Raw genomic sequence first — 23723 nt, 5'->3', positions numbered from 1 at the left:
TCAGCCGCGCGCACGGGGCGTCGGCGCGCCGGACACTGGGTTCGCACTTTCGCCAACCCCGATTCCCGGAGAACCCATGAACGAATCCATAGCCGGCATCCGCATCCCCGACAGCCAGATGGCGCGCGAGGCCACCGAGCTGGTGCGCGACACCGAGACCGCGCTGCTGTTCAACCACTCGCGGCGCGTGTTCCTGTTCGGCGCGCTGACCGGCGAGCGCCGTGGCCTGGTCTACGACGCCGAGCTGCTCTACATCGGCGCGATGTTCCACGACATGGGCCTGGTGGCCCCCTACAGCAGCAGGACCGAGCGGTTCGAGGTCGACGGCGCCAATGCCGCGCGCGATTTCCTCGTGCGTCACGGCATCGCCGAGCCCGAGGTCGAGCAGGTGTGGGATGCGATCGCGCTGCACACCACGCCGGGCATTCCGCAGCACAAGAAGCCGGTGGTGGCGCTGGTCACCGCGGGCGTGGAGATGGACGTGCTGGGCCTGGCCTACGACGCCTTTCCGACCGAGCAGCGCGAGGCGGTGGTGCAAGCGCATCCGCGCGAGGCCGACTTCAAGGAGGGCATCATCGATGCCTTCGCCAAGGGCACGCGCTTCAAGCCCGAGACCACCTTCGGCAACGTCAAGGCCGACGTGCTGGCGCTCAAGGACTCCACGTACAAGCGGCTCAACTTCTGCGGGATGATCCTCGGCTCGTCGTGGAACGACGGCGCCTGCGGCGTGCCGGGCTGCCGGCACTGAGCGGGTTTTCTAGCTCGCCGTGGTCACGTGCACGCCGGGCCGGCGGCCATCGTTCCAGCGGCCGCCGATCGCGCGCTCGATCTGCGCGCTGAGCTGCAGCAGCAGGCCGTCGTCGGCCTGCTTCGCCTGCAGCTGCATGCCCAGCGGCAGGCCGTGCTCGTTGAAGGCCAGCGGCAGCGAGATGCCCGGAATGCCGCACAGGTTGGCCAGCGGCGTGTAGGCGAAGTTCTGCCAGAGGTTGTCGAACCAGTCGAGCACCGAGGGGTTGTCGCTGAGCGTGAGGTATTCGGTGGTGCCGACGCGCGGCGTGGGCAGCGCGGTGATCGGGGTGAGGATGATGTCCCAGTCCTCGAAGAAGGCACCGAAGCCGCGCGCGGTGGTGTTGAACACCGTCTGCATCCTGAAGCGCTCGGCATAGGAGATGTCGCGCCCGGCCTCCCAGATCTTGATGTTGATCGGCTCGATCAGGTCGGCCGGCGGCTGCTCGAGGCCGAAACGCGCGAGGAAGCCCTCGATGGTCTGCGCGAAGTTGCTGATGTAGCAGGTGGTCTGGGCCGCGAAGGCGGCACGGATGTCGACCGCGGGCAGCGCCCATTCGACGTGGTGGCCCAGGCCCTCGAGGAAGCGCCCCACGCGCTCGAGCTCGGCCACGATGTGCGGCGTGGCGCGGAAGTCGCCCCACTCGTGCGACATCGCGATGCGCAGCGGCTTCGGGTCGCGCTCGATCAGTTGCGTGTAGGGCTCGTCGGCCTTCCAGTAGGGCATGAACTCGCCGGGCGCGCCGCCGCGGCAGTGGTCGACGAAGGCCGCGGTGTCGCGCACCGTGCGGCTGTGGCAGCCCTGGATCGACACCAGGCCCGTGAGGTCCGACAGCGCCGGCGCGATCGAGAACACGCCGCGCGAGGGCTTGAGGCCGATGTTGCCGTTCACGCCCGCGGGAATGCGGATCGAGCCGCCGCCATCGGTGGCATGCGACAGCGGCAGCACGCCGGCCGCCACCGCCGCGCCCGTGCCGGCCGAGGAGCCGCAGGTGGTGTAGTCGAGGTTCCAGGGATTGCGCGTGACGTAGACGGCCGGGTTCTCGGCCGAGCTGCAGACGCCGAACTCGGGCGTGGTGGTGCGCCCGATGATGTTGAGCCCGGCCTTGCGGATCTGCTGCGTCAGGTGGGTGTCGGCGGCCGCGCGCTGGCCCTTCATCAGCAGCGAACCCATCTCCTGCAGCCGGCCCTTCATGGTCGGGCCCAGGTCCTTCATCAGGTAGGGCACGCCCGCGAACGCGCCCGCGGGATTCATGCCGTCGGCCAGCGGATCGGCCACCACGTCGTCGAAGACCTCGACCACCGCGCTCAGCGCGGGGTTGGTGAGCGCGATGGCGGCGCTGGCCTGGGCCGCGAGCTCGGCCGGCGTGACCTGCCCGCTGCGCACCAGCGCGGCGAGCCCCACGCCGTCCTGTTCGCTCCATGCCTGCCAGCTCATTGCCAAAGTCATCCGTCGCTCCTGTCGAGAAAAGAAAAAGGGGGCGTGGGCCCCGTGTGCGCCCACTCTAGCGAAGACGCGGTGTGCCCGCGCGCCAGTCGTGTATTGGGCCGCGCGTGCAACGTAGTGTGTGGATTTTTCGCGCGGATACACGGGCATACGCGATCCGCGGCGTGGCGGCATGGCGCTCGAAGAATGCGCTCCGGCCCCGGGACAGGGGCCACGCGACTTCATCCAATCCAGAGGAACATCCCATGCACAAGACCACCGACAAGACCGCGAGCCGGGCCACGCGCCGCGGCTTCCTCGCCACCTCCGCCGTGGCCGGCGCCGCGGGCTTCAGCCTGCTCTCGGGCACCGAGCTGGCACGGGCGGCCGGCAGTCCCGAGGCCGATGCGCAAGCGGCCGCGGCCTATCCGCCGAAGCCGCGCGCGCCCACGGGCGACACGGCCGTGCGCCCGTTCCGCGTCCACGTGCCCGAGGCCGTGCTGGCCGACCTGCGCCGCCGCGTGAAGGCCACGCGCTGGCCCGACCGCGAGACCGTGACGGACCTGTCGCAAGGCGTGCGGCTCGAGAAGCTGCAGCCGCTGGTGCAGTACTGGGGCAGCGGCTACGACTGGCGCAAGGCCGAGGCGCGGCTCAATGCCCTGCCGCAGTTCATCACCGAGATCGACGATCTCGACATCCATTTCATCCACGTGAAGTCGCGCCATCCCGATGCGCTGCCGCTGGTCATGACCCATGGCTGGCCCGGCTCGGTGATGGAACTGCTCAAGACCATCGACCCGCTCGTCAATCCCACCGCCCATGGCGGCCGCGCGGAGGATGCCTTCCACCTCGTGCTGCCCTCGATGCCCGGCTACGGCTTCTCGGCCAAGCCGCGCAGCACCGGCTGGGGCCCCGACCGCATCGGCCGCGCCTGGGACGTGCTGATGAAGCGGCTGGGCTACCCGCGCTACGTGTCGCAGGGCGGCGACTGGGGCTCGGTCATCTCGGACAGCATGGCGCGCCAGAAGCTGCCGGGCCTGCTCGGCATCCACGTCAACATGCCGGCCAGCGTGCCGCCGCAGGTGGCGCGGGCGCTCAACAACGGCGACCCCGCGCCCGCCGGCCTCGACGACAAGGAGAAGGCGGCCTTCGATGCGCTGAACTTCCTCTACAGGAAGGGCGGCGGCTATGCCGCGCTGATGGTGACGCGGCCGCAGACCCTGGGTTATGCGCTCGAGGATTCGCCCGCGGGCCTGGCCGCCTTCTTCTACGACAAGTTCACCGAGTGGACCCACAGCGGCGGCGACGCCGAGAAGTCGCTCACGCGCGACGAGATGCTCGACGACATCACGCTCTATTGGGTGACCAAGACCGCCACCTCGGGCGCGCAGCTCTACTGGGAGAACAACGCCAACAACTTCAACGCGGTCGACATCTCGATCCCGGCCGCGGTGACCGTGTTCCCGGGCGAGATCTACCGCGCGCCGCGCCAATGGGTCGAGGCGGCGTACCACAACCTGATCTACTTCAACGAGGTCGACAAGGGCGGGCACTTCGCCGCCTGGGAGCAGCCGGCGCTGTTCAGCGCGGAGTTGCGCGCGGCGTTCCGGTCGCTGCGAGGCTGAGGCCGGGCCGGCCGCTCAGAGCTGCGGCGACAACACCGCCGCCAGGTGCTCCCACGCCTTCTCGAGCAGCGGCCGTTCCTTCCAAGCCTCATAACTCAACCGCTTCGACTGCGCGAGGTCCGCCTCGAACTGCACGGTCTGCGCCGCGGCGAAGGCCTCGTCGTAGATGTTGAGGTTGGCCTCGTCGTTGAGCCGGAACGAGCGGTTGTCGAAGTTGGTCGAGCCCACCGACACCAGCAGGCCGTCGACCAGGAAGACCTTGCAGTGGTACATGGTCGGCTGGTACTCGCTGATCTGGGCCCCGGCCTCGAGCAGCGGGCCCCAGGCGGCGCGCGAGGCGCGGCGCACGGTCTGCGAGTCGATGATCGGCCCCGGCGTGACGATGCGCACGCGCACGCCGCGATGCAGCGCCGCGACCAGCGCGCCCACGGTGAGGTCGTCGGGCACGAAGTAGGCACTCGACAGGTCGATGGTCTTCGTGGCCGCGGCGATCGAGAGCAGGTACATCAGGTGCATGCTCTCGCTGCCGCCCGAGGGCGAGCTGCTGAACATCTGCGCGCGGCCCGTGCCCACCGGCGGCAGCGGCGGGAAGTAGCGCTCGCCGTGGAACACGTCGCCCGAGACCTTGATCCAGTTGTCCATGAAGACCGCCTGCATCTGCGCCACCACCGGGCCCTCGACCTTGTAGTGCGAGTCGCGCCAGTGCGCCGGGTCCTGCGCGTTGCCGGTCCATTCGGGCGCGATGCCGACGCCGCCCGTGAAGCCGATGCGACCGTCGACCACCAGCAGCTTGCGGTGGGTGCGGTTGTTCATGCGCGCGATGTCGTACCAGCTCGGCTTGTGGAACTTGCGGATCTCCACGCCCGCAGTCTCCATCTCGCGGATGAAGTCCGCATCGACCTTCGCGCTGCCGACCCAGTCGAGCAGCACATGCACCTTGACGCCGGCGCGCGCGCGTTCCGACAGCGCATCGGCGAAGGCGCGGCCGATGTCGCCCGACCAGTAGATGTAGGTCTCGAAGGTGATGCTGTGCTTCGCCGAGCGGATCGCCGCGAGCATCGGCGGAAAGATCTTGTCGCCATTCTGGAAGGCCTCGAAGCGGTTGCCGTCGGTGATCGGCGGGCCGAGCATGGCGCCGAGCGCGCGCTGGTACTGGGGATCGTGCAGCGCGTATTCGCGACGCACCTGTTCGTCGAGCTTCTTCTCGCCGCTCGTGAGGTTGAGCACGAGCAGGGTGGCGGCCAGCGTCAGGACGAAGGTCCAGGCGATGGCTTTCCAGGGCTTGCGGGGGGCAGGGACAGGCATGCCTTATCGTGCCGGCCTTTGCCCGCGCCGAATCGAGGTCGCGCCCTTGTCCTGCAAGGCGCCGCTGCGATGTCTGCCATCAATATCGGCCTGCGGCGCCAGCCCCCCCGAACACCATGCCCCAACAACCCAAAACCTTGCCCGATCCGGCCTCCCACCGCTTCGTCTCCGTGCGCGGCGCGCGTGAGCACAACCTGCGCAACGTCGACGTCGACATCCCGCGCGATGCCCTCGTGGTCTTCAGCGGCATCTCGGGTTCCGGCAAGTCCTCGCTGGCCTTCGGCACCCTGTATGCCGAGGCGCAGCGGCGCTACCTCGAATCGGTGGCACCCTATGCGCGGCGGCTGATCGACCAGGTCGGCGTGCCGGCGGTCGATGCCATCGACGGGCTGCCGCCGGCCGTGGCCTTGCAGCAGCAGCGCGGCACGCCGGGCACGCGCTCCTCGGTGGGCAGCGTGACCACGCTGTCGAACCTGCTGCGCATGCTCTATTCGCGCGCGGGCGACTACCCGGCGCGCCAGGCCATGCTGCATGCGGAGGACTTCTCGCCCAACACGCCGCAGGGTGCCTGCCCCGTCTGCCATGGGCTGGGCCGGGTGTTCGAGGTGACCGAGCGCGCGATGGTGCCCGACGACAGCCTCACGATCCGCGAGCGCGCGGTGGCCGCCTGGCCCTCGGCCTGGCAGGGGCAGAACCTGCGCGACATCCTCGTCACGCTGGGCATCGATGTCGACACGCCGTGGCGCGCGTTGCCGAAGAAGACGCGCGACTGGATCCTGTTCACCGAGGAGCAGCCGACGGTGCCGGTCTACGCGGGCTTCACGCCGGCCGAGACGCGCGCCGCGCTGCGCCGCAAGCTCGAGCCCAGCTACCAGGGCACCTTCTTGGGCGCGCGCAAGTACGTGCTCCACACCTTCGCCACCACGCAGAGCACGCTGATGAAGAACCGCGTCTCGCGCTTCATGTCGGGCGCGTCGTGTCCGGCCTGCCAGGGCAAGCGACTCAAGGCCGAGGCGTTGTCGGTGCGTTTCGCGGGGCTCGACATCGGGCAGATCTCGCATCTGACGCTGGGCGCGCTGGCGCAGGTGCTGCGGCCGGCCGCGCGCGGCGAGGCGCATGGCAAGACCGTGCCGTCGGCCGAGAAACGCATCGTGGCGCAGCGCATCGCGCAGGACGCGCTGGCGCGGCTCGAGACGCTGCTGGGCCTCGGGCTGGGCTATCTCTCGCTCGATCGCGCAACGCCCACGCTGTCGCCGGGCGAGCTGCAGCGGTTGCGGCTCGCGACGCAGATCCGCTCCAAGCTGTTCGGCGTGGTCTACGTGCTCGACGAGCCCTCGGCCGGCCTGCACCCGGCCGACGCCGAGGCACTGGTCGACGCGCTCGATGCACTCAAGCGCGCGGGCAACTCGCTGTTCGTGGTCGAGCACGACCTGGACCTGATGCGCCGCGCCGACTGGCTGGTCGATGTCGGACCCGGCGCCGGAGAGAAGGGCGGCGAGGTGCTCTACAGCGGGCCGCCCGCCGGGTTGCGCGAAGTGGCGGCTTCCCGCACGGCCGCCTACCTGTTCGCACCCGAGGCCGCCGGCGATGCGGGCCGGCCGCCGCGTTCGGCGCAGGGCTGGCTGCGGCTCGAAGGCGTCACGCGCAACAACCTCGAGGCGGTCGATGCGGCTTTTCCGATCGGCGCGATGACCGCGGTCACCGGCGTCTCGGGATCGGGCAAGTCCAGCCTCGTGAGCCAGGCGCTGGTGCAGCTGGTGGCGGCCCACCTGGGCCACGATGCGCCGGCCGACGACGAGCCGGGCGAGGGCGAGCCCTCGCTCGCCCAGGAGACGCAGGGCCGCATCGTCGAGGGCCTGGACCGGATCCGGCGCCTGGTGCGGGTCGACCAGAAGCCGATCGGCCGCACGCCGCGTTCCAACCTCGCGACCTACACCGGGCTGTTCGACCACGTGCGCAAGCTGTTCGCGCAGACCCGCGCCGCGAAGGCGCGCCGCTTCGATGCCGGCCAGTTCTCGTTCAACGTCGCCAAGGGCCGCTGCCCGACCTGCGAGGGCGAGGGCTTCGTCAGCGTCGAGCTGCTGTTCATGCCGAGCGTCTACGCGCCGTGCCCGCAGTGCGGCGGCTCGCGCTTCGATGCGGCGACGCTGAAGGTGCGGCTGCGCGACAAGAGCATCGCCGACGTGCTCGCGATGACGGTGGACGAGGCGCATGCCTTCTTCGTGGACGACGCGCCGATCGAGCGGCCGCTGCGCCTGCTCGCGGCGATCGGCCTGGGCTACCTGCGCCTGGGGCAGCCGGCCACCGAGCTGTCGGGCGGCGAGGCCCAGCGCATCAAGCTCGCGACCGAGCTGCAGCGCGCGCAGCGCGGCGACGCGCTCTACGTGCTCGACGAGCCGACGACCGGGCTGCATCCGTCGGACGTGGACCGGCTGATGGCGCAGCTCGACGAGCTCGTCGACGCGGGCAACACGGTGGTGCTGGTCGAGCACGAGATGCGCGTGGTGGCGCGCTGCGATTGGGTCATCGACATGGGCCCGGGCGCGGGCGGCGAGGGCGGGCGCGTGGTGGCGGCGGGCACGCCGCGCGAGGTCGCGAAGGCCGGCACGCCCACGGCGAAGTACCTCGCGCGGCAGTGGGGCTGAGCCGGGCGCGGCCCGGGTGCACAATCTGGGCCCCCGATCCGCGCCGCCGCGCGCCGCCTTTGCGTTCCAGCCCCCATGCGAATCCACGACATCCGACGCCGACTGCGCGAAGCAGGCGCGGGCCCCAGCCATGAGCAGCGCGTGCTGCGGCTGTGGTCCCATGCGCTGCCGCGCGACAGCGGCCGGCGGCTGCCGCACAGCTTCTTTCCGGCCGGGTTGATGGCCGAGCTGCCGGCCATCGAGGCCGAGCTCGCGGGCCTTGCGCGCGTGCATGCGGTGCATCCGGGCGCCGATGGTTCGGAGCGGCTGCTGGTGGCCCTTGCCGACGGCCAGACCGTCGAGAGCGTGCTGCTGCCGCGCGACGGCCTGTGCGTGTCCTCGCAGGTCGGCTGCGCGGTCGGCTGCCAGTTCTGCATGACCGGGCGCGAGGGCCTGCTGCGCCAGGTCGGCAGCGCCGAGATCATTGCGCAGGTTGCGCTCGCGCGCATGCGCCGGCCGGTGCGCAAGGTGGTGTTCATGGGCATGGGCGAGCCGGCCCACAACCTCGACAACGTGATGGAGGCGATCGAGCTGCTCGGCACGGTCGGCAACATCGGCCACAAGAACCTGGTGTTCTCCACCGTCGGCGATCCGCGCGTGTTCGAGCGGCTGTTGCAGGAACGCGTGCGGCCCGCGCTCGCGCTGTCGCTGCACACCACGCGCGACGAACTGCGCCGCAAGCTGCTGCCGCGCGCGCCGCGGCTCACGCCCGAGGAACTGGTCGCGGCCGGCGAACGCTATGCGCGCACCACCGGCTATCCGATCCAGTACCAGTGGACGCTGCTCGAAGGCATCAACGACAGCGAGGAAGAGATCGAGGGGCTGGTGCGGCTGCTGTCGGGCAAGTACGGCGTGCTCAACATGATCCCGTTCAACGCGGTCGACGGCGTGGACTTCCAGCGCCCGGCCTGGGCGCGCTGCCAGCAGATCGCGCGCACCCTGCACGAGCGCGGCATCCTGACCAAGTTGCGCAATTCGGCGGGGCAGGACGTGGATGGGGGGTGTGGGCAGTTGCGGGCGCGGGCTGTGGGCACGCAGGTGATGTTCCAGCGAACCGCTCAAGCTCCTGGCCCTGCATGACGATCCGGGACCTCGCACGGGCAGCCGCCATCGGGGTCTTCTGTGCTGGACGTACTCGAAGCAGTATGACAAAGTATGATCCCCGCAGACCTGAAGGAGCGTGACCCTTGCCCAGCACCCTGGAACGACTGACCGTGACCATGCCTGTAGAGATGGCTGCGACCATCAAGCAGGCGGTGGACGAGGGCGAGTACGCCTCGACCAGCGAAGTGGTGCGCGAAGCCCTGCGTGAATGGAAGACGCGGCGCCAGTTGATGCTCGCCGAGTTGTCCGTCCTCAAGGCCGATATCGATCGAGGCCTGGCGGATGTGGCTGCAGGCCGCGTCAAGGACTTCGATGCCGATCGCATCATCGAACGCGGGAGACAGCTATTGGCCGCACGCTCCAGCTGACCGAGAGTGCCGAGCAGGATCTGGCGGAAATCTGGTCCTACATCGCCGAGGGAGCTTCGGAGGCCGTTGCCACCCGTTTCCTGGGAAAGTTGCACTCCACCTGCCAGGGGCTGCTGGCATTTCCGATGGCGCACCCCGAGCGTCGACAACTCGCACCTGAGCTGCGCGTCGTCTTTCATGGCGCCTATGCGATCTACTATCGACCGGACGAAGGGGTGGTGACGATCGTTCGCGTCCTGCACGGTGCGCGTGATCTGGGCGCGATCGCCGATCAAGGCGGGTTCGACGCCTGACAGGCCGAACCCTTCAAGCCCCCGCGCTCAGGCCGGCTTCGCCGCGTCGTCCCCCAGGAAGAAGGCCACCGCCCGCCCCACCACCCAGGGCACGATCACATGGTCCCCATCGAAGGGCTGCAGCGTGAGGTCGTGCCCGCTCTCGAGCAGCCGCCGGGCGTGCGGATGGGCGCTGGTCTCGATCGGCAACTGGCTGTCCGAGCGCCCGTGCGCGAGAAAGAAGCGCGGCGTGCCGGCCTGCGCGAAGCTGTTCATGAAGCCGGCCGACAGGCCGATCACGTGGCTGGCCACGTCGCCGTTGGTGAGGCCCAGCGACAGCGCGTAGCTGCCGCCGTCGGAGAAGCCCGCGAGCGCGAGCCGCGCGGGGTCGAGCCGGAAATGCCGCGACACGGTGGCCAGCGCGTTGTCGAGCCGCTCGAGGTCGGGGCCATGGCCGCCGACCACGATGTCCCAGGTGGCGTACATCGACTGCGGCGCCAGCAGCAGGAAGCCGCGCGAGCGCGCATGCGCGACGAAGTGCGGCAGCACGCGGTTGGCCTCGCCGCCCGCGCCATGGAACATCACGAGCAGGGGCAGCGGCACATCGGCGGGCAGGCCCTCGGGCACGACCAGCACCGCGTCGCGGCCCTCGTCGAAGCCCAGGTCGTGGCGCCCGGGCGGCAGCGGCTCGTACAGGGGCGCGGCACCGGGCCGGAAGGCCATGCGGCCCGTGAGCGCGCCGCCGAACAGGGTGGGATCGATCATGCGGTGCCTCCGGGCGATGCGGCGGGCGCGATACCGCGGAACACCGCGCACTGCGCGAAGGACTGCGTCGACAGCGGCAGTTCCTTGCGTCGGCAGTACTTGCTGGTGAGCTTGAGCAGCTCCTTGATGTCGCGGCCGCTGGCGCCCGCGTAGTCGACCACCAGCCGGTCGATCACGGCGGCGGGCAGCTCCACGCCGAGCTGGGCCGACAGCGTGGCCCACAGGCGCCGCGCATCCTCGGGCCCGGGCGGCTGGTAGTCGATCACCGCGATGCAGCGCGAGAGGATGGCCTCGTCGATGTCGCCGACGCGGTTGGTGGTCATGAACAGCAGGCCGCTGAAGTACTCGAGCGTGCGCAGGAACTCGGCCACGATGGCGTTGTGCTGCAGGTCGTTGTCGCGGCGCCGGATGTAGACGTCGGCCTCGTCGAGCAGCAGCACGCAACCCCAGCGCGCGGCGCGCTGCAGGATGCGCGTGAGGCTGGTCTCCACCGAGCTCGCCGTCACGCCGAGCTGGCCCGAATGCACGCGGTACAGCGGCTTGCCGACCACCTCCGCATAGACCTCGGCGGTCAGCGTCTTGCCCAGGCCGGGCGCGCCCTTGCACAGGATGGTGGTGCCGCCCGACTTGCCGGGCACCACGTCCTCGACCAGGAAGTTGCGGTCGGCCGTGAGGATGTCGATCAGGTCGCGGTGCGCCTGCGGCAGCACCAGCCGCTCGCGCAGGCCGGGCTGGTACCGGTACTCCTGCACATGCTGAGCATGGACCCAGATGTTGCGGTGCCAGTCGAGGTGGAACAGGTGCAGGTAGCAGTGCTGCGGAATGCGGTCGAAGCCCTGGGCGATGCCGCTCTCGCGCCAGTGGTGCGGATCGGCCGCCAGGTCGAAGCGGCGGCGCAGCAGCTCCTCGTCGTTCACGCAGCGCACCGCGGCGGCCTCGGGCAGCCGGTGGCACTCGAGCGCCGCGCGCGGGCCCTCGCCCGCGGTCCACACGCTGCCGCCGACGGTGAACTGCGCGCCGTGCTGCGGTTGCAGCTTGCCGAAGCGCTCGAGCTGCATCTCGTACTCGCGCTTGAACTCCGCGCACTCCTTGTGAAAGCCGTGGTCGGCGAACAGGTCGGCCAGCGTGCGCTGCGGCAACTGCTCCTCGTAGAAGCTCAGGCCCCAGGTCATGCCCGCGAAGCGCAGCCGGGGCTCGGAGGGCGGCTCGCGGCCGGCGGCCTGCAGCGTGTTGGCGAGCAGGCCCACGAGCACGTAGGCATTGCCCTCGGTGGGCTTCACCAGCCGCACCGTGTGGACCAGCCAGGGCAGCAGCACGCCGTCCTTGCCGCGCTGGTAGAGCCAGCCGTCGATGGCGTCGCGCGCCAGCCATTCGGTCAGTGCCGGCACCATCGCCTCGAGGTTCGCGATCGGCTGCAACTGCGATTCGCCGTTGAGGTTGTCGAGCGCGAGCAGCTGGAACACCAGGTCGCGCGCGCCCTTGCCGAGGCTCAGCTGGTAGAGCAGGTTGAGCGAGCGGCCGTCGAAGTGGCGGCTCGACACGACGCGTATGCCGCTGCAGGCCCCCTGGCCGCCCAGCTGGAGGCCCAGCGGCGACTGCGCGCCGACCTGGCTGCGCAGGACGGCGGCCAGCATCTCCGGTATCTCGAGTTCCACGGCGTCTCCTCGTGTCGCCTGTCCATGCTAGCCCGGGGCGGGCGCCCGGCGATTGACCTGGGTCAAGCCCGTGGGAAGATGGCGGCGGCCATCGCGCCGCCATGGCCCGACGCAGACAAGGAAGGAAAGCGCCCATGCCCCCGCCCTCGAAGACCTCGCTGTTCGCCGCCGCGAAGGCCTGGGACGCGGCCTCGGTCCAGGCCCAACTGGCCCAGTCGCCGGCGCTGGTCGGTGCCACCGATCCGCGCGGCCGCGCGGCGATCCATCTGGCCTGCACGGTGAAGGCCGAGGGCGCGCAGCGCGCGGAACCCCATGGGATCGAGACCGTGACCGCGCTGCTCGACGCGGGTGCCGATCTCGAGACCGAGGTGCCCATGGACGAGGACGAGGGCGACTTCCGCGCCACGCCGATCTGGTATGCGGTGGCGCGCGGCGAGAACCTGCCGCTGGTGAAGTTCCTTGCCAAGCGCGGCGCGAACACCAGCGGGTCGCTGTGGGCCGCGGTGTGGCGCGACGACGCGGCGATGTGCCGCGTGCTGCTCGCGAACAAGCCCGCGCTGAACCTGCGCGCGCACGGCGAAACGCCGCTCTTCTATGCAGCCCGGCTGCAGCGGCTCGAGACGCTGGCGCTGCTGATCGCGGCCGGTGCCGATGCGTCCGTGGCCGACGCGCAGGGGCGCGATGCGGTCGACATCGCGCGGGCGCGGCGTCTGCCGAAGGAGCTCATCGCGCGGCTCGAGCAGTCGAAGCGATCGCGTCCCGCATAGATCCACGCAAGCGTTGGCTAGACCTGCGCGCGCTGGCGCGACAGGCCATCGACCCGCCTGAGCATCTCGGGCAGCCTGTACGCACCGGCCATCGCGCGGATGTGCGCTCTGGCCTGCTCGAGCGGCATGCCCGCGGCCGTCACGAAGAGCGGGCGCGCGCTCTCGCCGCGCAGCAATTCGGTCTCGGGCGGCGCCCCCGCGAACCTCGTCTTCGCGACGCCGATCACCGGGGTCGCGCGGCCGAGCTTGTCCCAGAGCACCGCGCCGAGGCCGTCGCGCGGCGGCGTGCCCAGCGTCACGTAGCCGTCGATGACGATGCAGGCGAGCGGTTCGGCGACCTGCGCGAGCACGGCCTCGATGCAGGGCAGCTCGCGGCGGTAGAACGCGCCGGGCACATAGTCCTCGACCTGCGGCACCGGCACCAGGATCTCGCGCACGGGCGCGGTGTCGTGCCAGTCCGCGAGCAGCAGCCCGGCGGCCATCGCACCGCCCGACTCGGCGTAGGCGACATCGACGGCGAGGATCACGCAGGCTCGCCGGCCGCGAAGCCGATGCGGGGTGCGGTGATGCGGCCGCTCGCGGCCGCGAGCACGAAGCGCAGGGTGTCGCCCTCGACGACGACCTGCATGCCGAGCTTGGCCGTCACGGCCTCGCCGGCGAGTTGCGCGCCGCCCCAGCTCGCCGTGATTTCGTGCGCGGACAGCGCGGCGATCTCAGCGCCCAACCCGCGCCCCACCGATTCCGAGCGCAGCGCGATCGTGTTGAGGCCCTGCTCGTGCCCGTCCATCGACACGCGCAGGCCCGGCAGTGCGAGCAGTCCGTCCCCGAGCCGCAGCTCGCCCGACAGGGCCGTGCGCCCGAGCAGCGTGCGCGCCTGCGCGGTCAGCCCCTGGGCCTGCGTGCCCAGCCCCTGGCGCAGCATCGATTCGGCGAAGGGCCGCAGCCGGAGCTTGCCGCGCTCGGAGATCCACGGGCCGATCAGGCTCTTGCGGCGCTCGAACTCCACGCCCGCGAGCGGCGCCGAGGCGAACTGGTAGAGGTAGCTGCGGCCGTTCGGCGCATCGACGTAGAAGCCGAGCGGGCTCACGCCCATGCGCGAGTCGGGCCCCACGTGCTCGACGGTGGCGTCGTTGAAGTCGACCAGCCCATGGCGGATCGGCACGGTCACGTCGGCATCGAACAGCAGGTGCGCGTCGGTGATGCGGCCGCGCAGGGTGCCGTCGATCTCGCCGAGCGGGCCGAGCTGCCAGGCATCGGCCGGTGGCGGCAGCGTCGTGCCGTCGGCGGGGTGGGTGGCTTCCCACAACTGGCGGAATGGCCGTGGCAGCACCAGGGGGCCGTGCAACTTCAGGCCGGCGAATTCCGCGTCGCGGGCCTCGATGGCGCCGACGCGCAGCGACCCGCTCTCGGCATGCACGCGTGCGACCAGTTCGTGCACGGCGATGCGCTCGATCTCCAGCACCAGCGCGCCCGTGGCGAGCCGCAGGGCCGTCGCTTCGAGCCGCGCGATCCGCAGTTCGCGCGTGCCGTCCTGCCCCGCGGTCCAGCGCACGCCCTCGAGCGTGAAGCGATTCGGATCGGCATCGCCGCGCGCGCCGAGTTCCAGGCCCAGCACGAGATCGACGAGAGAGGCGGCGAGGGAAGCGCTCATGGTGGCTTTCTAGCAGACGGGCTCAGCGGCACATCGGAAACCCGCCCGTCTCCAGATGGAAGTGATCGCGGTGCGCCGCGTTGTACTCGGGCCCGAGCACGCCGCGAAAGAAACGGCAGGCGCCCAGATGGGCATCGTTCAACAGCGCGGCCGAGGGGTTCGAAGCGTCGGTGTGCCAGTCCTTGCGCACGTTGACGCGGCGTCCGTCCGCGAGCACGAAGCCGGCCACGTCGAAGGCATCGGCCGTGGCATGCCGGCTGCGCGGCGCGCCGGGCACGGCGCCTTCGCCGCGGTTCACGTTGCGGCAGGCATAGCTGCCGAGGTGGTCGACCGCGGCGACCGGCTGTCCGAAGTGCCGCAGGGCCGCGGGCTGCAGCGCATGGCGCTCCCACATGAAGAAGGACAGCGCCATCGGGCAGCTCAACGTGGGCGCGCTTCCCAGCCGCACGCCGGCCGAGCGCAGGCGCACCGCGTTCTCGAAGCCGCAGCCCGGGCCGGTGACGCGGTCGGGCACGCGCTCGTACTGCATGCCGGTGTCGGCCAGCGCGGCCTGGCAGCGCACCGGGTCGCCGCGTGCGCGGGCCAGCTTGTACGAAGTGAGCCAGTTGGGCGCTGCCGTCACGTCGAGCGGCGCCCAGGGATCGTGCCGCTCGGGCACCTCGATGGCGCCGGTGAAGACGGCCACCACGCCAGCGGCGATGGCGACGACCAGCGCGAGGGCCAGTCGGCGTCCGAGGCGAGCGGGTCGGTCTTGCGCTGGGGGCAGGGGCACGGGGAACGAAGGCGGTGGATGGCGAAAGCCTCATTGGGACCCGAGGCCGCTCGCGGCGCTGTCGGGATGATCGGCCAGCGCGTGTAGGCCGATGCGAACCGGCCGGGCGTCGCTCAAGGCCGGATGCAATCGAGCAGCACGCGGAACGCCGGCTCGATGTTCGCCTCCTCCACGCAGGCATAGCCCAGCAGCAGCCCGCGCCGCCCGTCGCCGCGCCGGTAGTAGCGCGACAGCGGCCGCGAGAGCACGCCGCGCGCCTGCGCCGCTTCCATGATCGCCACGTCGTCGCGGTCCTCGGGCAGCCGCAGCACCAGGTGCAGCCCGGCATTGCTGGCCTGCGGATGCAGGTGGTCGAGGCCCAGGTGCTCGGCGATCAGCCCGGCCAGCAGCGCGCGCCGGCGCGCATAGAGCACGCGCATGCGGCGGATGTGGGCGGCGTAGTGGCCTTGTCCGATCAGCTCGGCCAGCGCCACCTGCGTGATGGCGTGGCCCTCGCGGTAGAGGTCGGCATGGGCGGTGCGGAAATGCGCGGCCAGCGCGCGCGGCAGCACCATGTAGCCCACGCGCAGGCCCGGGAACAGCGTCTTGCTGAAGGTGCCGATGTAGATCACCGGGCTGTCGTCCTCGAGCCCCTGCATCGAGGGAATGGGCCGGCCCGCGAAGCGGAACTCGCTGTCGTAGTCGTCCTCCACGATCCAGCTGCCCGACTGGCGCGCGAAGTCGAGCAGCTCGCGCCGGCGCGCCAGGCTCATCACCGAGCCCAGCGGGTACTGGTGCGAGGGCGTGACGAAGATCAGCCGCGGTGCGCTGCCGCCGCGCGGCCAGCCGGCCCCGGGCCCGTCGCCCTCGGCCTCCACGCGCAGCGGCCGCACGCGCCAGGCGCCCATCTGCAGCAGCTTGTGGAAGCCCCAGTAGCCGGGCTCCTCGACCCACACGGTGTCGCTCGGGTCGGCCAGCATGCGCAGCGAGAGGTCGATGGCCTGGTGCACGCCCTCGGTGATCAGCACCTGGTCGGCATCGCAGCGCACCGCGCGCGCCACGCGCAGGTGCTCGGCCACGGCCTCGCGCAGCGTCGGGTGGCCGCCGCCATGCGAATAGGTCAGCAGCTCGGGCGCGGGATCGCGCCACAGGCGCGCGACGATGCGGCCGAAGGCGCGGTGCGGGAACTGGGTCACGTCGGGCACGCCGGGCATGAAGGCGCCCCACTGGCGCGCCGCGGCCGAGGCATCGTCGACCAGCGCCTGGGCGCGCCGGGCCAGCCGCACCGGCGCGGCGCGGGCCGGCGCGGCAGCCGCGCCGCGGCCGGTGGCCAGCTGGCTCTCGGGCGTGGTCTCGGCCACGAAGGTGCCGCTGCCCACGCGCGAATGCACGTAGCCCTCGGCGCGCAGCTGCTCGTAGGCATGCAGCACGGTGTTGCGCGACATGCCGGTCTCGCGCGCCAGGTCGCGCGAGGCCGGCAGCGCGCTCGAGGGCGGCAGGCTGCCGTCGAGGATGGCGCCGCGCAGGCAGTCGTAGAGCTGGCGGTTGAGCGCGGCGCCGGCCGCGGGAGCAATGCGCTGCAGCACCAGGTCGGCGCAGATGGATTTCATGGGTTTTTTGGATTGGCTCCATCATGATTGCGGGAAGTGGATCTTTTTGATGGAGCCAATTGCGCATTCAATCAGAACTTCCGATCGACCTCCAGCCTTTCCCGGACGCCTTCAGCCATGACCACGAACTCCGAACTCCAGACCCGCCGCCTCGCGGCCACGCCGCGCGGCGTGGGCGTGATGTGCGGCTTCTATGCCCAGCGCGCCGAGAACGCGACGCTGTGGGACATCGAAGGCCGCGAATACATCGACTTCGCCGCCGGCATCGCGGTGCTCAACACCGGCCACCGCCATCCGCGCCTGGTGGCCGCGATCCAGGAGCAGCTCGGGCGCTTCACGCACACGGCCTACCAGATCGTTCCCTACGAGAGCGTGGTGACGCTGGCCGAGCGGCTCAACGCGCTGGTGCCGATCTCCGGCCCGGTGAAGACGGCCTTCTTCACCACCGGCGCCGAGGCGCTCGAGAACGCGGTGAAGATCGCGCGCGCCCACACCGGCCGCGCCGGCGTGATCGCCTTCGGCGGCGGCTTCCACGGCCGCACGCTGATGGCGCTGGCCATGACCGGCAAGGTCGCGCCCTACAAGACCGGCTTCGGCCCGTTCCCGGCCGACGTGTTCCACGTGCCGTTCCCGAGCGCGCTGCAGGGCGTGAGCGCCGACGATTCGCTGGCCGCGATCGAGAAGCTGTTCAAGGCCGACATCGACCCGAAGCGCGTGGCCGCGATCGTGATCGAGCCGGTGCAGGGCGAGGGCGGCTTCAACGTCGCGCCCACCGCGCTGCTGCAGGGCCTGCGCCGTATCTGCGACGCGCACGGCATCGTGCTGATCGCCGACGAGGTGCAGACCGGCTTCGCGCGCACCGGCCGGCTGTTCTCGATGCAGCACCACGGCGTCGAGCCCGACCTGATCACCATGGCCAAGAGTCTCGCGGGCGGCATGCCGCTGTCGGCGGTGGCCGGCCGCGCCGCCATCATGGACGCGCCGGCACCCGGCGGCCTCGGCGGCACCTACGCGGGCAATCCGCTGGCGGTGGCCTCGGCGCACGCGGTGCTCGACGTGATCGCCGACGAGAAGCTCTGCGAACGCGCCGCCGCGCTGGGCGAGCGCCTGGTCGGCCGGCTGCTGAAGATCAAGGAATCGAACCCGGCGCTGGCCGAAGTGCGCGCGCAAGGCTCGATGGTCGCGGTCGAGCTGCGCGACGCGGCCACGGGCGCGCCCGACGCCGAAGCGGTGGCGCGCGTGCAGGCCAAGGCGCTGGCGCAGGGCCTGGTGCTGCTGAGCTGCGGCATGTACGGCAACGTGATCCGCTTCCTCTACCCGCTGACCATTCCCGACGCGCAGTTCGAACGCGCGCTGGCCATCGTCGAGGAAGCGTTCTCGGCATGAACTCCGCATCCACCCTGGGCCTGCAGCGCCCCGACCTGCTGCGCGGCGCCGGCCTGATCGACGGCCAGTGGGTCGCGGCCGACGACGGTGCCACCTTCGCCGTGAACGACCCCGCCACCGGCCGGCACCTGGCCGACGTGCCGCGGATGGGCCGCGCCGAGACCGAGCGCGCCATCGCAGGCGCCGCCGCCGCGCTGCCCGCCTGGCGCGCGCGCACCGCGCCCGACCGCGCGCGCGTGCTGCGCCGCTGGGCCGAGCTGATGCTCGCGCACCAGGACGACCTGGGCCGGCTGATGACGCTCGAGCAGGGCAAGCCGCTGGCCGAGGCGCGCGGCGAGATCGCCTACGCGGCCTCGTTCATCGAATGGTTCGCCGAGGAGGCCAAGCGCGTGGACGGCGAGGTGCTGCAGCCGCAGCGCGCCGGCCAGCGCATCGTGGTGCTCAAGCAGCCGATCGGCGTCTGTGCCGCGATCACGCCGTGGAACTTCCCGGCCGCGATGATCACGCGCAAGGTCGGCCCCGCGCTGGCCGCGGGCTGCACCATCGTCGTCAAGCCGGCCGAGCTCACGCCGCTGAGCGCCTTCGCGCTCGGCGTGCTGGGGCTCGAGGCCGGCCTGCCGCCCGGCGTGCTGCAGATCGTGGCCGGCAACGCGCCCGAGATCGGTGCCGCGCTGTGCGAGAGCCCGACCGTGCGCAAGCTCAGCTTCACCGGCTCCACCGGCGTGGGCCGCGTGCTCGCGCAGCAGTGCGCGCCGACCATCAAGAAGCTCTCGCTCGAGCTCGGCGGCAATGCGCCGCTGATCGTGTTCGACGACGCCGACATCGACCGCGCGATCGAGGGCATCGTGGCCTCGAAATTCCGCAACGCGGGCCAGACCTGCGTCTGCGCCAACCGCATCTACGTGCAGGCCGGCATCTACGACGCCGTGGCCGCGCGGCTGGTGGCCGCGGTCGAGGCGATGCGCGTGGGCAACGGCCTCGAGGCCGGCACCACGCAGGGCCCGCTGATCGACGGCCGCGCCGTCGCCAAGGTGCGCCAGCACATCGACGACGCGCTCACGCAGGGCGCCGAGTTGCGCACCGGCGGCAAGCCGCATGCGCTGGGCGGCAGCTTCTTCGAGCCCACCGTGCTGACCGGCGTGACGCAGGCCATGCGCGTGGCGCGCGAGGAAACCTTCGGGCCGTTGGCGCCGCTGTTCCGCTTCGAGACCGAGGAGGAGGTCATCGCGATGGCCAACGATTCGGAGTTCGGCCTCGCCGCCTACCTGTTCACCGAGGACCGCCGCCGCCTCTGGCGCGTGGGCGAGCAGCTCGAGACCGGCATGGTCGGCATCAACACCGGCCTGATCTCGAACGAGGTCGCGCCCTTCGGCGGCGTGAAGCAGTCGGGCCTGGGCCGCGAGGGCTCGCGGCACGGGATCGAGGACTACCTCGAGCTCAAGTACCTCTGCCTGCAGGACTGAGCATGGCGGCGCGGTGGCCTCTCACGAGGCCTTCGCGGCCGCCGACACGCCCCACAGCCGGGGCTTGCCCTCCCACACCGAGAAGCCGCTCAGGCGCTTGCGCACGCCCCAGGCATCGATGCCGTTGAACAGCATGATCATCGGCACCTGCTGGATCATCAGCGCGTGGATCTGGTCGAACAGCGCCTGGCGCTTCTTCGGGTCCGATTCGGCGAAGCTGTCGTCCAGCAGCTTGAGCGCCTGCGGGTCTTCCCAGACCTTGCGCGACTGCTTGTCCTTCGGGCCCGAGAACTGCTCGTAGCTCAGCGCCGGGTCGAGCCGCGACGAATAGGTGAACGAGCTCATCTGGTAGTTGCCGCTGTTGTAGCGGTCGAGCTGCGTGGCCCATTCGAGCACCTCGATCTGCGCGTTGATGCCCACCGACTGCATCATGGCCTGCGCCAGCACCGCCACCGTGTAGCTCGGCACATGGGCGCGCTTGTTGGTCTGGATGACGATCTTCTCGTTCCTGTAGCCGGCCTCGCGCAGCAGCCTGGCGGCCAGCGCCGGGTCGTAGTGGTAGCCCTTCTTCTGCACCGGGCCGTAGAAGGCCGAGGTCTTGTGGATGGCGGCGTTGTTCACGGTGCCCAGGCCCTCGGAGGCGGCCGCCACGATCTGCTCCATGTCGAGCGAGGCCGCGATGGCCTGGCGCAGCTTCTGGTTCTTGAGCAGCGGATCGCGGGTCTGGATCAGCAGCGTGTTCTTGGTGGCCTCGGTCGGCGCCTGCACCACGAGGTTGCGGTCGGTCTTGAGTTCCTGCGCGTCGCTCGAGGTGATCTGGGCCGCATCGATGGCGCCCGACTTCAGGCCCGCGGCGGCCGTGGCCGCGTCGGGCACGACCAGGAAGCGCACCGTGTCGACCAGCGGCGCCTTCAGGCCCACGTAGCCGTCGACCTTGGTCGCGCCCGGCGGCGAGGTGTAGCCCTTGAAGGCCGTGACCGTGACGTACTCGCCGCGCTTCCATTCGCCGAACTTGAAGGGGCCGGTGCCCACGGGCTTGTCCCAGCTGCCGTCGGCCTTGACCGAGTTCCTGTGCAGGATCGCCGTCATGCCGCAGTCGGAGCGCGCCAGCGAATCGAGGAACACGGCCGAGGGCCGGTTGATCTTCATGGTGAAGGTGGCGTCGTCGGGCGTCGCGGTCTCGACCACCTTGAGGCCGTTGCGGCCGTCGTATTCGCTGAGGCAGCGCCAGTCGGTCTTCGGGTCCATGTAGCGCTTCCAGCTCCAGGCTACGTCGGCCGAGGTCAGCGGCGCGTCGTTGTGGAACTTCACACCCTTGCGCAACTTGAAGGTGTAGGTCAGGCCGTCGGGCGACACCTCGACCGACTGCGCGAGCAGCGGGCCGACGCTGCCGTCCTGCCGGTAGCCGACCAGGCCCTCGACCATGTTGAGCACGATGCCGTCGGTGGTGTTGTCGCGGTTCACGCCCGGGTTGGTGGAACGGATGTCGGCCGGCTGGGCGACCGTCACCGTGGTCTGGGCCAGCGCCGCGCCGCAGGCGAGGCCGGCGCCGGCGAGGGCCGCGAGTCGGAAGAAGGGACGGGGCATGGGGGACTCCTGCGAAAAAAAGAACTTCAGGCGAGGGCGGTCTCGGCGCCGAAGCGCCAGCGCAGCCGCACGCCGCCGGCCTCGGTGGGCTCGAGCGCCGGGATGGCGGACAGCAGCCGGCGCGTGTAGTCCTGCCGCGGCGCGTCGAACACGGTGTCGCGCGTGCCCTGCTCGACGATGCGGCCGTCCTGCATCACGACCACGCGGTCGGCCACCTGCTCGACCACGCCGAGGTCGTGGCTGATGAACAGGCACGAGAAGCCGTGGCGCTTCTGCAGTTCGGCGAACAGCTCGAGCACCTGGGCGCGCACGGTGACGTCGAGCGCCGACACCGGCTCGTCGGCGATCACGAAGGCGGGCCGGCGCACCAGTGCGCGCGCGATCGCCACGCGCTGGCGCTGGCCGCCCGAGAGCTGGTGCGCATAGCGCGGCGCGTAGGCGGTGCCGAGGCCGACCTCGTCGAGCACCTCGGCCACGCGCTTCGCCTTGTCGGCCGTCGACATGCCGGGCACCAGCCGCAGCCCCTCGCCGACCAGCTGGCCGATGGTCATGCGCGGATCGAGCGAGGCGTAGGGGTCCTGGAACACCATCTGGCACTGCAGCCGGTAGTCGGCCCAGCCGGGGTCGGAGCGCGCGATCGAGCGGCCGCGGAACAGGATCTCGCCGCCGCCGGGCTTGAGCAGTCCGGCGATGGCGCGGCCCAGCGTGGTCTTGCCCGAGCCCGAGCCGCCGACCACCGCGACCACCTCGCGCGGACGCACCACGAGGTCGATGCCGTGCAGCGCGCGCTTGGGGGCAGTCTTGGCGAACAGGCGACGGCGTCCTGGATAGTCGATGACGAGGTTGCGCACCTCGACCACCGGCGGCTCGTCGGCCACCGCGCGCGCGGGCAGCCGGCGCGGCATGGCCTGCAGCAGCTCGCGCGTGTAGGGATGCTTCGGCTGCTCGAGCAGGTCCTTGGTGCGGCCGGTTTCCTTCACCTCGCCATGCCGCATCACGACCATGCGCTGCGTGAAGCGCGCCACCATCGGCAGGTCGTGGCTGATCATCAGCACGGCGGTGCGGTGCTCGCGCGTGAGGCCCACCATCAGCTCGAGCACGTCGCGCTGCACCACCGCGTCGAGCGCGGTGGTCGGCTCGTCGGCGATCAGCAGCGCGGGCTCCAGCAGCATCACCGAGGCCAGCATCATGCGCTGGCGCATGCCGCCCGAGAACTCGTGCGGCCAGGCCGCGAGCGCGCCCTGCGGATCGCGGATGCCGACGCGCGCGAGCATGTCGAGCACGCGCGTGCGCCGCGCGGTGGGCGACAGTTCGCGGCGGTGCAGCGCGAGCGCTTCCTCGAGCTGGCGGCCGATGGTCATCGACGGATTGAGCGAGGTCATCGGCTCCTGGAACACCATGCCCACGCGCGCGCCGCGCAGCTCGCGCAGCCGCGCCGGCCTGGCGAGCGCGAGGTCCTCGCCCTCGAACAGGATGCGGCCGGCGGTGCGCACCAGCGGCGGCGGCGTGAGGCCCATCAGGGCGCGCGCGGCCTGCGTCTTGCCGCTGCCCGATTCGCCGACGATGCCGACCATCTCGCCGGGCGCGATGTCGAAGCTCACGTCGCGCACGATCTCGCGGCCGCCGGGGCCGACGGCGAGCGTGAGGCCTTCGACGCTGACCAGCGGGGCGGTGGTAGGAGTGGAAGTCATTGCACGCCCTTCATGCGCGGATCGAGCCAGTCGCGCACCGCGTCGCCCAGCAGGTTGATGCCCAGCAGCGTCAGGGCGATGCACAGGCCCGGAAGAATCGAGAGGTGGCTGGCCTGCGCCATGAACGGCCGCGCCGAGGCCAGCATGTTGCCCCAGGTCGGCGCCGGTGGCGGCACGCCCAGGCCGAGGAACGAGAGCGCGCTCTCGGCCAGGATCACCCAGCCGAACATCGAGGTGGCCAGCACCGTGAGCGGCGCGGTGCAGTTGGGCAGCACGTGGCGCACCATGGTGTAGAGCTCGGAGTTGCCGAGCACGCGCGAGGACTCGATGAACTCCTTCTCGCGCAGCGACAGCACCGTGCCGCGCACGATGCGCGTCACCGAGGGCGTGTAGGCCAGCCCGAGCGCGAGCACGATGCCGTACTGGTTGGCGCCCACCACCGCGAGCAGGCCCAGCGCCAGCAGCAGGCCCGGGAAGGCCAGCAGCGCGTTGTTGAAGGCCATCACGATGCGGTCGGTCCAGCCGCGCAGGAAGCCCGTGAGCACGCCCACGATGCTGCCCACCACGATCGAGAAGCCCACCGTGAGCACCGCGATCCAGACGCTGGTGGCGGCGCCGGCCATCAGGCGCGAGAGCTCGTCGCGGCCGAACTCGTCGGTGCCCAGCAGGTAGCGCGCGCCGGGCAGCTTGAGCCGCGAGCCGAAGTTGATGCGCAGCGGATCGTGCGGCGTCCACACCAGGCTCACGAGGGCGGCAGCCACCACCAGCCCGACGATGACGAGGCCGACCATTGCGTTGAGGGGAATGCGTTTGTTGCGGGTCATCTT

20 protein-coding genes are annotated in these 23723 nt (G+C 71.0%); 9 read left to right on the top strand and 11 right to left on the bottom strand.

Annotation, left to right across the window (positions count from 1 at the left end):
- Positions 1–76: 76 nt before the first annotated feature.
- Positions 77–748 (top strand): HD domain-containing protein, encoded by a 672-nt coding sequence (locus tag R0232_RS39610; protein ID WP_431514597.1) that lies wholly within the window; start codon positions 77–79, stop codon positions 746–748.
- 9 nt (positions 749–757) lie between these two features.
- On the opposite strand, the gene R0232_RS39605 is transcribed toward R0232_RS39610, so the two are convergent.
- The gene (locus R0232_RS39605; protein WP_431514596.1) at positions 758–2236 is read right to left on the bottom strand and encodes an amidase; all 1479 of its coding nucleotides are present in this window, start codon (positions 2234–2236) and stop codon (positions 758–760) included.
- A 242-nt stretch (positions 2237–2478) separates the two neighbouring features.
- Here R0232_RS39605 and R0232_RS39600 point away from each other — a divergent pair, with 242 nt between their 5' ends.
- Positions 2479–3837 carry an epoxide hydrolase family protein gene (locus R0232_RS39600; protein ID WP_431514595.1) on the top strand — a complete coding sequence of 453 codons (1359 nt, stop codon included), beginning with the start codon at positions 2479–2481 and terminating at the stop codon, positions 3835–3837.
- A 15-nt stretch (positions 3838–3852) separates the two neighbouring features.
- Here R0232_RS39600 and R0232_RS39595 read toward each other — a convergent pair whose 3' ends face one another.
- Positions 3853–5142 carry a phospholipase D-like domain-containing protein gene (locus tag R0232_RS39595; protein ID WP_431514594.1) on the bottom strand — a complete coding sequence of 430 codons (1290 nt, stop codon included), beginning with the start codon at positions 5140–5142 and terminating at the stop codon, positions 3853–3855.
- Between the two features lie 116 nt (positions 5143–5258).
- Here R0232_RS39595 and R0232_RS39590 point away from each other — a divergent pair, with 116 nt between their 5' ends.
- The 4 genes from R0232_RS39590 (at position 5259) to R0232_RS39575 (ending at position 9591) form a co-directional block, all read left to right on the top strand.
- Complete coding sequence (locus tag R0232_RS39590; protein WP_431514593.1) at positions 5259–7787, top strand: excinuclease ABC subunit A; 2529 nt, start codon at positions 5259–5261, stop codon at positions 7785–7787.
- A 75-nt stretch (positions 7788–7862) separates the two neighbouring features.
- Positions 7863–8906 (top strand): RNA methyltransferase, encoded by a 1044-nt coding sequence (locus R0232_RS39585; protein ID WP_431514592.1) that lies wholly within the window; start codon positions 7863–7865, stop codon positions 8904–8906.
- A gap of 107 nt (positions 8907–9013) precedes the next feature.
- Positions 9014–9298, top strand: coding sequence for a ribbon-helix-helix domain-containing protein (locus tag R0232_RS39580; RefSeq protein WP_218159399.1), 285 nt, complete (start codon positions 9014–9016; stop codon positions 9296–9298).
- Positions 9277–9591, top strand: coding sequence for a type II toxin-antitoxin system RelE/ParE family toxin (locus tag R0232_RS39575; RefSeq protein WP_431514652.1), 315 nt, complete (start codon positions 9277–9279; stop codon positions 9589–9591). Before R0232_RS39580 ends, R0232_RS39575 begins: the two co-directional genes overlap by 22 nt.
- A 27-nt stretch (positions 9592–9618) precedes the next feature.
- Here R0232_RS39575 and R0232_RS39570 read toward each other — a convergent pair whose 3' ends face one another.
- Entirely contained in the window at positions 9619–10335 is a 717-nt protein-coding gene (locus R0232_RS39570; RefSeq protein ID WP_431514591.1) for an alpha/beta hydrolase, read from the bottom strand.
- Positions 10332–11990 (bottom strand): AAA family ATPase, encoded by a 1659-nt coding sequence (locus tag R0232_RS39565; protein ID WP_208508615.1) that lies wholly within the window; start codon positions 11988–11990, stop codon positions 10332–10334. Before R0232_RS39565 ends, R0232_RS39570 begins: the two co-directional genes overlap by 4 nt.
- Positions 11991–12124: 134 nt before the next feature.
- Here R0232_RS39565 and R0232_RS39560 point away from each other — a divergent pair, with 134 nt between their 5' ends.
- On the top strand, positions 12125–12757 hold the full coding sequence (locus R0232_RS39560) for an ankyrin repeat domain-containing protein (RefSeq protein ID WP_431514590.1): 633 nt from the start codon (positions 12125–12127) through the stop codon (positions 12755–12757).
- A 17-nt stretch (positions 12758–12774) separates the two neighbouring features.
- Here R0232_RS39560 and R0232_RS39555 read toward each other — a convergent pair whose 3' ends face one another.
- The 4 genes from R0232_RS39555 to R0232_RS39540 form a co-directional block, all read right to left on the bottom strand.
- Positions 12775–13284, bottom strand: a complete 510-nt coding sequence (locus tag R0232_RS39555) for an endonuclease V (RefSeq protein ID WP_093346471.1) — start codon at positions 13282–13284, stop codon at positions 12775–12777.
- Positions 13281–14408, bottom strand: a complete 1128-nt coding sequence (locus R0232_RS39550) for a hypothetical protein (protein WP_431514589.1) — start codon at positions 14406–14408, stop codon at positions 13281–13283. Before R0232_RS39550 ends, R0232_RS39555 begins: the two co-directional genes overlap by 4 nt.
- A gap of 22 nt (positions 14409–14430) precedes the next feature.
- Positions 14431–15180 carry an extensin family protein gene (locus tag R0232_RS39545; protein ID WP_431514588.1) on the bottom strand — a complete coding sequence of 250 codons (750 nt, stop codon included), beginning with the start codon at positions 15178–15180 and terminating at the stop codon, positions 14431–14433.
- Positions 15181–15293: 113 nt separating this feature from the next.
- Positions 15294–16769, bottom strand: a complete 1476-nt coding sequence (locus R0232_RS39540; RefSeq protein WP_431514587.1) for a PLP-dependent aminotransferase family protein — start codon at positions 16767–16769, stop codon at positions 15294–15296.
- A gap of 117 nt (positions 16770–16886) precedes the next feature.
- Between R0232_RS39540 and R0232_RS39535 the strand changes: the two genes are divergently transcribed.
- A complete protein-coding gene (locus R0232_RS39535; RefSeq protein ID WP_296799735.1) occupies positions 16887–18155 on the top strand; it encodes a 4-aminobutyrate--2-oxoglutarate transaminase in 1269 nt (422 codons plus the stop codon).
- A complete protein-coding gene (locus tag R0232_RS39530) occupies positions 18152–19618 on the top strand; it encodes an NAD-dependent succinate-semialdehyde dehydrogenase (RefSeq protein WP_431514586.1) in 1467 nt (488 codons plus the stop codon). Before R0232_RS39535 ends, R0232_RS39530 begins: the two co-directional genes overlap by 4 nt.
- A gap of 21 nt (positions 19619–19639) precedes the next feature.
- Here the strand turns inward: R0232_RS39530 and R0232_RS39525 are convergent, their stop codons facing one another.
- The 3 genes from R0232_RS39525 to R0232_RS39515 are packed head-to-tail and all read right to left on the bottom strand — an operon-like array spanning position 19640 to position 23720.
- Positions 19640–21205, bottom strand: a complete 1566-nt coding sequence (locus tag R0232_RS39525; protein WP_431514585.1) for an ABC transporter substrate-binding protein — start codon at positions 21203–21205, stop codon at positions 19640–19642.
- Positions 21206–21231: 26 nt separating this feature from the next.
- Entirely contained in the window at positions 21232–22896 is a 1665-nt protein-coding gene (locus tag R0232_RS39520; protein ID WP_431514584.1) for an ABC transporter ATP-binding protein, read from the bottom strand.
- On the bottom strand, positions 22893–23720 hold the full coding sequence (locus R0232_RS39515; RefSeq protein WP_431514583.1) for an ABC transporter permease: 828 nt from the start codon (positions 23718–23720) through the stop codon (positions 22893–22895). The genes R0232_RS39520 and R0232_RS39515 overlap by 4 nt, the downstream gene beginning before the upstream one ends.
- Positions 23721–23723 lie beyond the last annotated feature (3 nt).

The organism is Variovorax sp. DAIF25 (assembly GCF_050711835.1).
Classification (GTDB): Bacteria; Pseudomonadota; Gammaproteobacteria; order Burkholderiales; family Burkholderiaceae_C; genus Variovorax.
This window is presented reverse-complemented; position numbering and strand designations above follow the sequence as displayed.

Excerpts from the sequence above, each read along its gene's own strand:
- R0232_RS39610 (WP_431514597.1), top strand. The coding sequence starts at position 77 with ATGAACGAATCCATAGCCGGCATCCGCATCCCCGACAGCCAGATGGCG.
- R0232_RS39605 (WP_431514596.1), bottom strand. The coding sequence starts at position 2,236 with ATGACTTTGGCAATGAGCTGGCAGGCATGGAGCGAACAGGACGGCGTG.
- R0232_RS39600 (WP_431514595.1), top strand. The coding sequence starts at position 2,479 with ATGCACAAGACCACCGACAAGACCGCGAGCCGGGCCACGCGCCGCGGC.
- R0232_RS39595 (WP_431514594.1), bottom strand. The coding sequence starts at position 5,142 with ATGCCTGTCCCTGCCCCCCGCAAGCCCTGGAAAGCCATCGCCTGGACC.
- R0232_RS39590 (WP_431514593.1), top strand. The coding sequence starts at position 5,259 with ATGCCCCAACAACCCAAAACCTTGCCCGATCCGGCCTCCCACCGCTTC.
- R0232_RS39585 (WP_431514592.1), top strand. The coding sequence starts at position 7,863 with ATGCGAATCCACGACATCCGACGCCGACTGCGCGAAGCAGGCGCGGGC.
- R0232_RS39570 (WP_431514591.1), bottom strand. The coding sequence starts at position 10,335 with ATGATCGATCCCACCCTGTTCGGCGGCGCGCTCACGGGCCGCATGGCC.
- R0232_RS39560 (WP_431514590.1), top strand. The coding sequence starts at position 12,125 with ATGCCCCCGCCCTCGAAGACCTCGCTGTTCGCCGCCGCGAAGGCCTGG.
- R0232_RS39550 (WP_431514589.1), bottom strand. The coding sequence starts at position 14,408 with ATGAGCGCTTCCCTCGCCGCCTCTCTCGTCGATCTCGTGCTGGGCCTG.
- R0232_RS39540 (WP_431514587.1), bottom strand. The coding sequence starts at position 16,769 with ATGAAATCCATCTGCGCCGACCTGGTGCTGCAGCGCATTGCTCCCGCG.
- R0232_RS39535 (WP_296799735.1), top strand. The coding sequence starts at position 16,887 with ATGACCACGAACTCCGAACTCCAGACCCGCCGCCTCGCGGCCACGCCG.
- R0232_RS39530 (WP_431514586.1), top strand. The coding sequence starts at position 18,152 with ATGAACTCCGCATCCACCCTGGGCCTGCAGCGCCCCGACCTGCTGCGC.
- R0232_RS39525 (WP_431514585.1), bottom strand. The coding sequence starts at position 21,205 with ATGCCCCGTCCCTTCTTCCGACTCGCGGCCCTCGCCGGCGCCGGCCTC.
- R0232_RS39520 (WP_431514584.1), bottom strand. The coding sequence starts at position 22,896 with ATGACTTCCACTCCTACCACCGCCCCGCTGGTCAGCGTCGAAGGCCTC.
- R0232_RS39515 (WP_431514583.1), bottom strand. The coding sequence starts at position 23,720 with ATGACCCGCAACAAACGCATTCCCCTCAACGCAATGGTCGGCCTCGTC.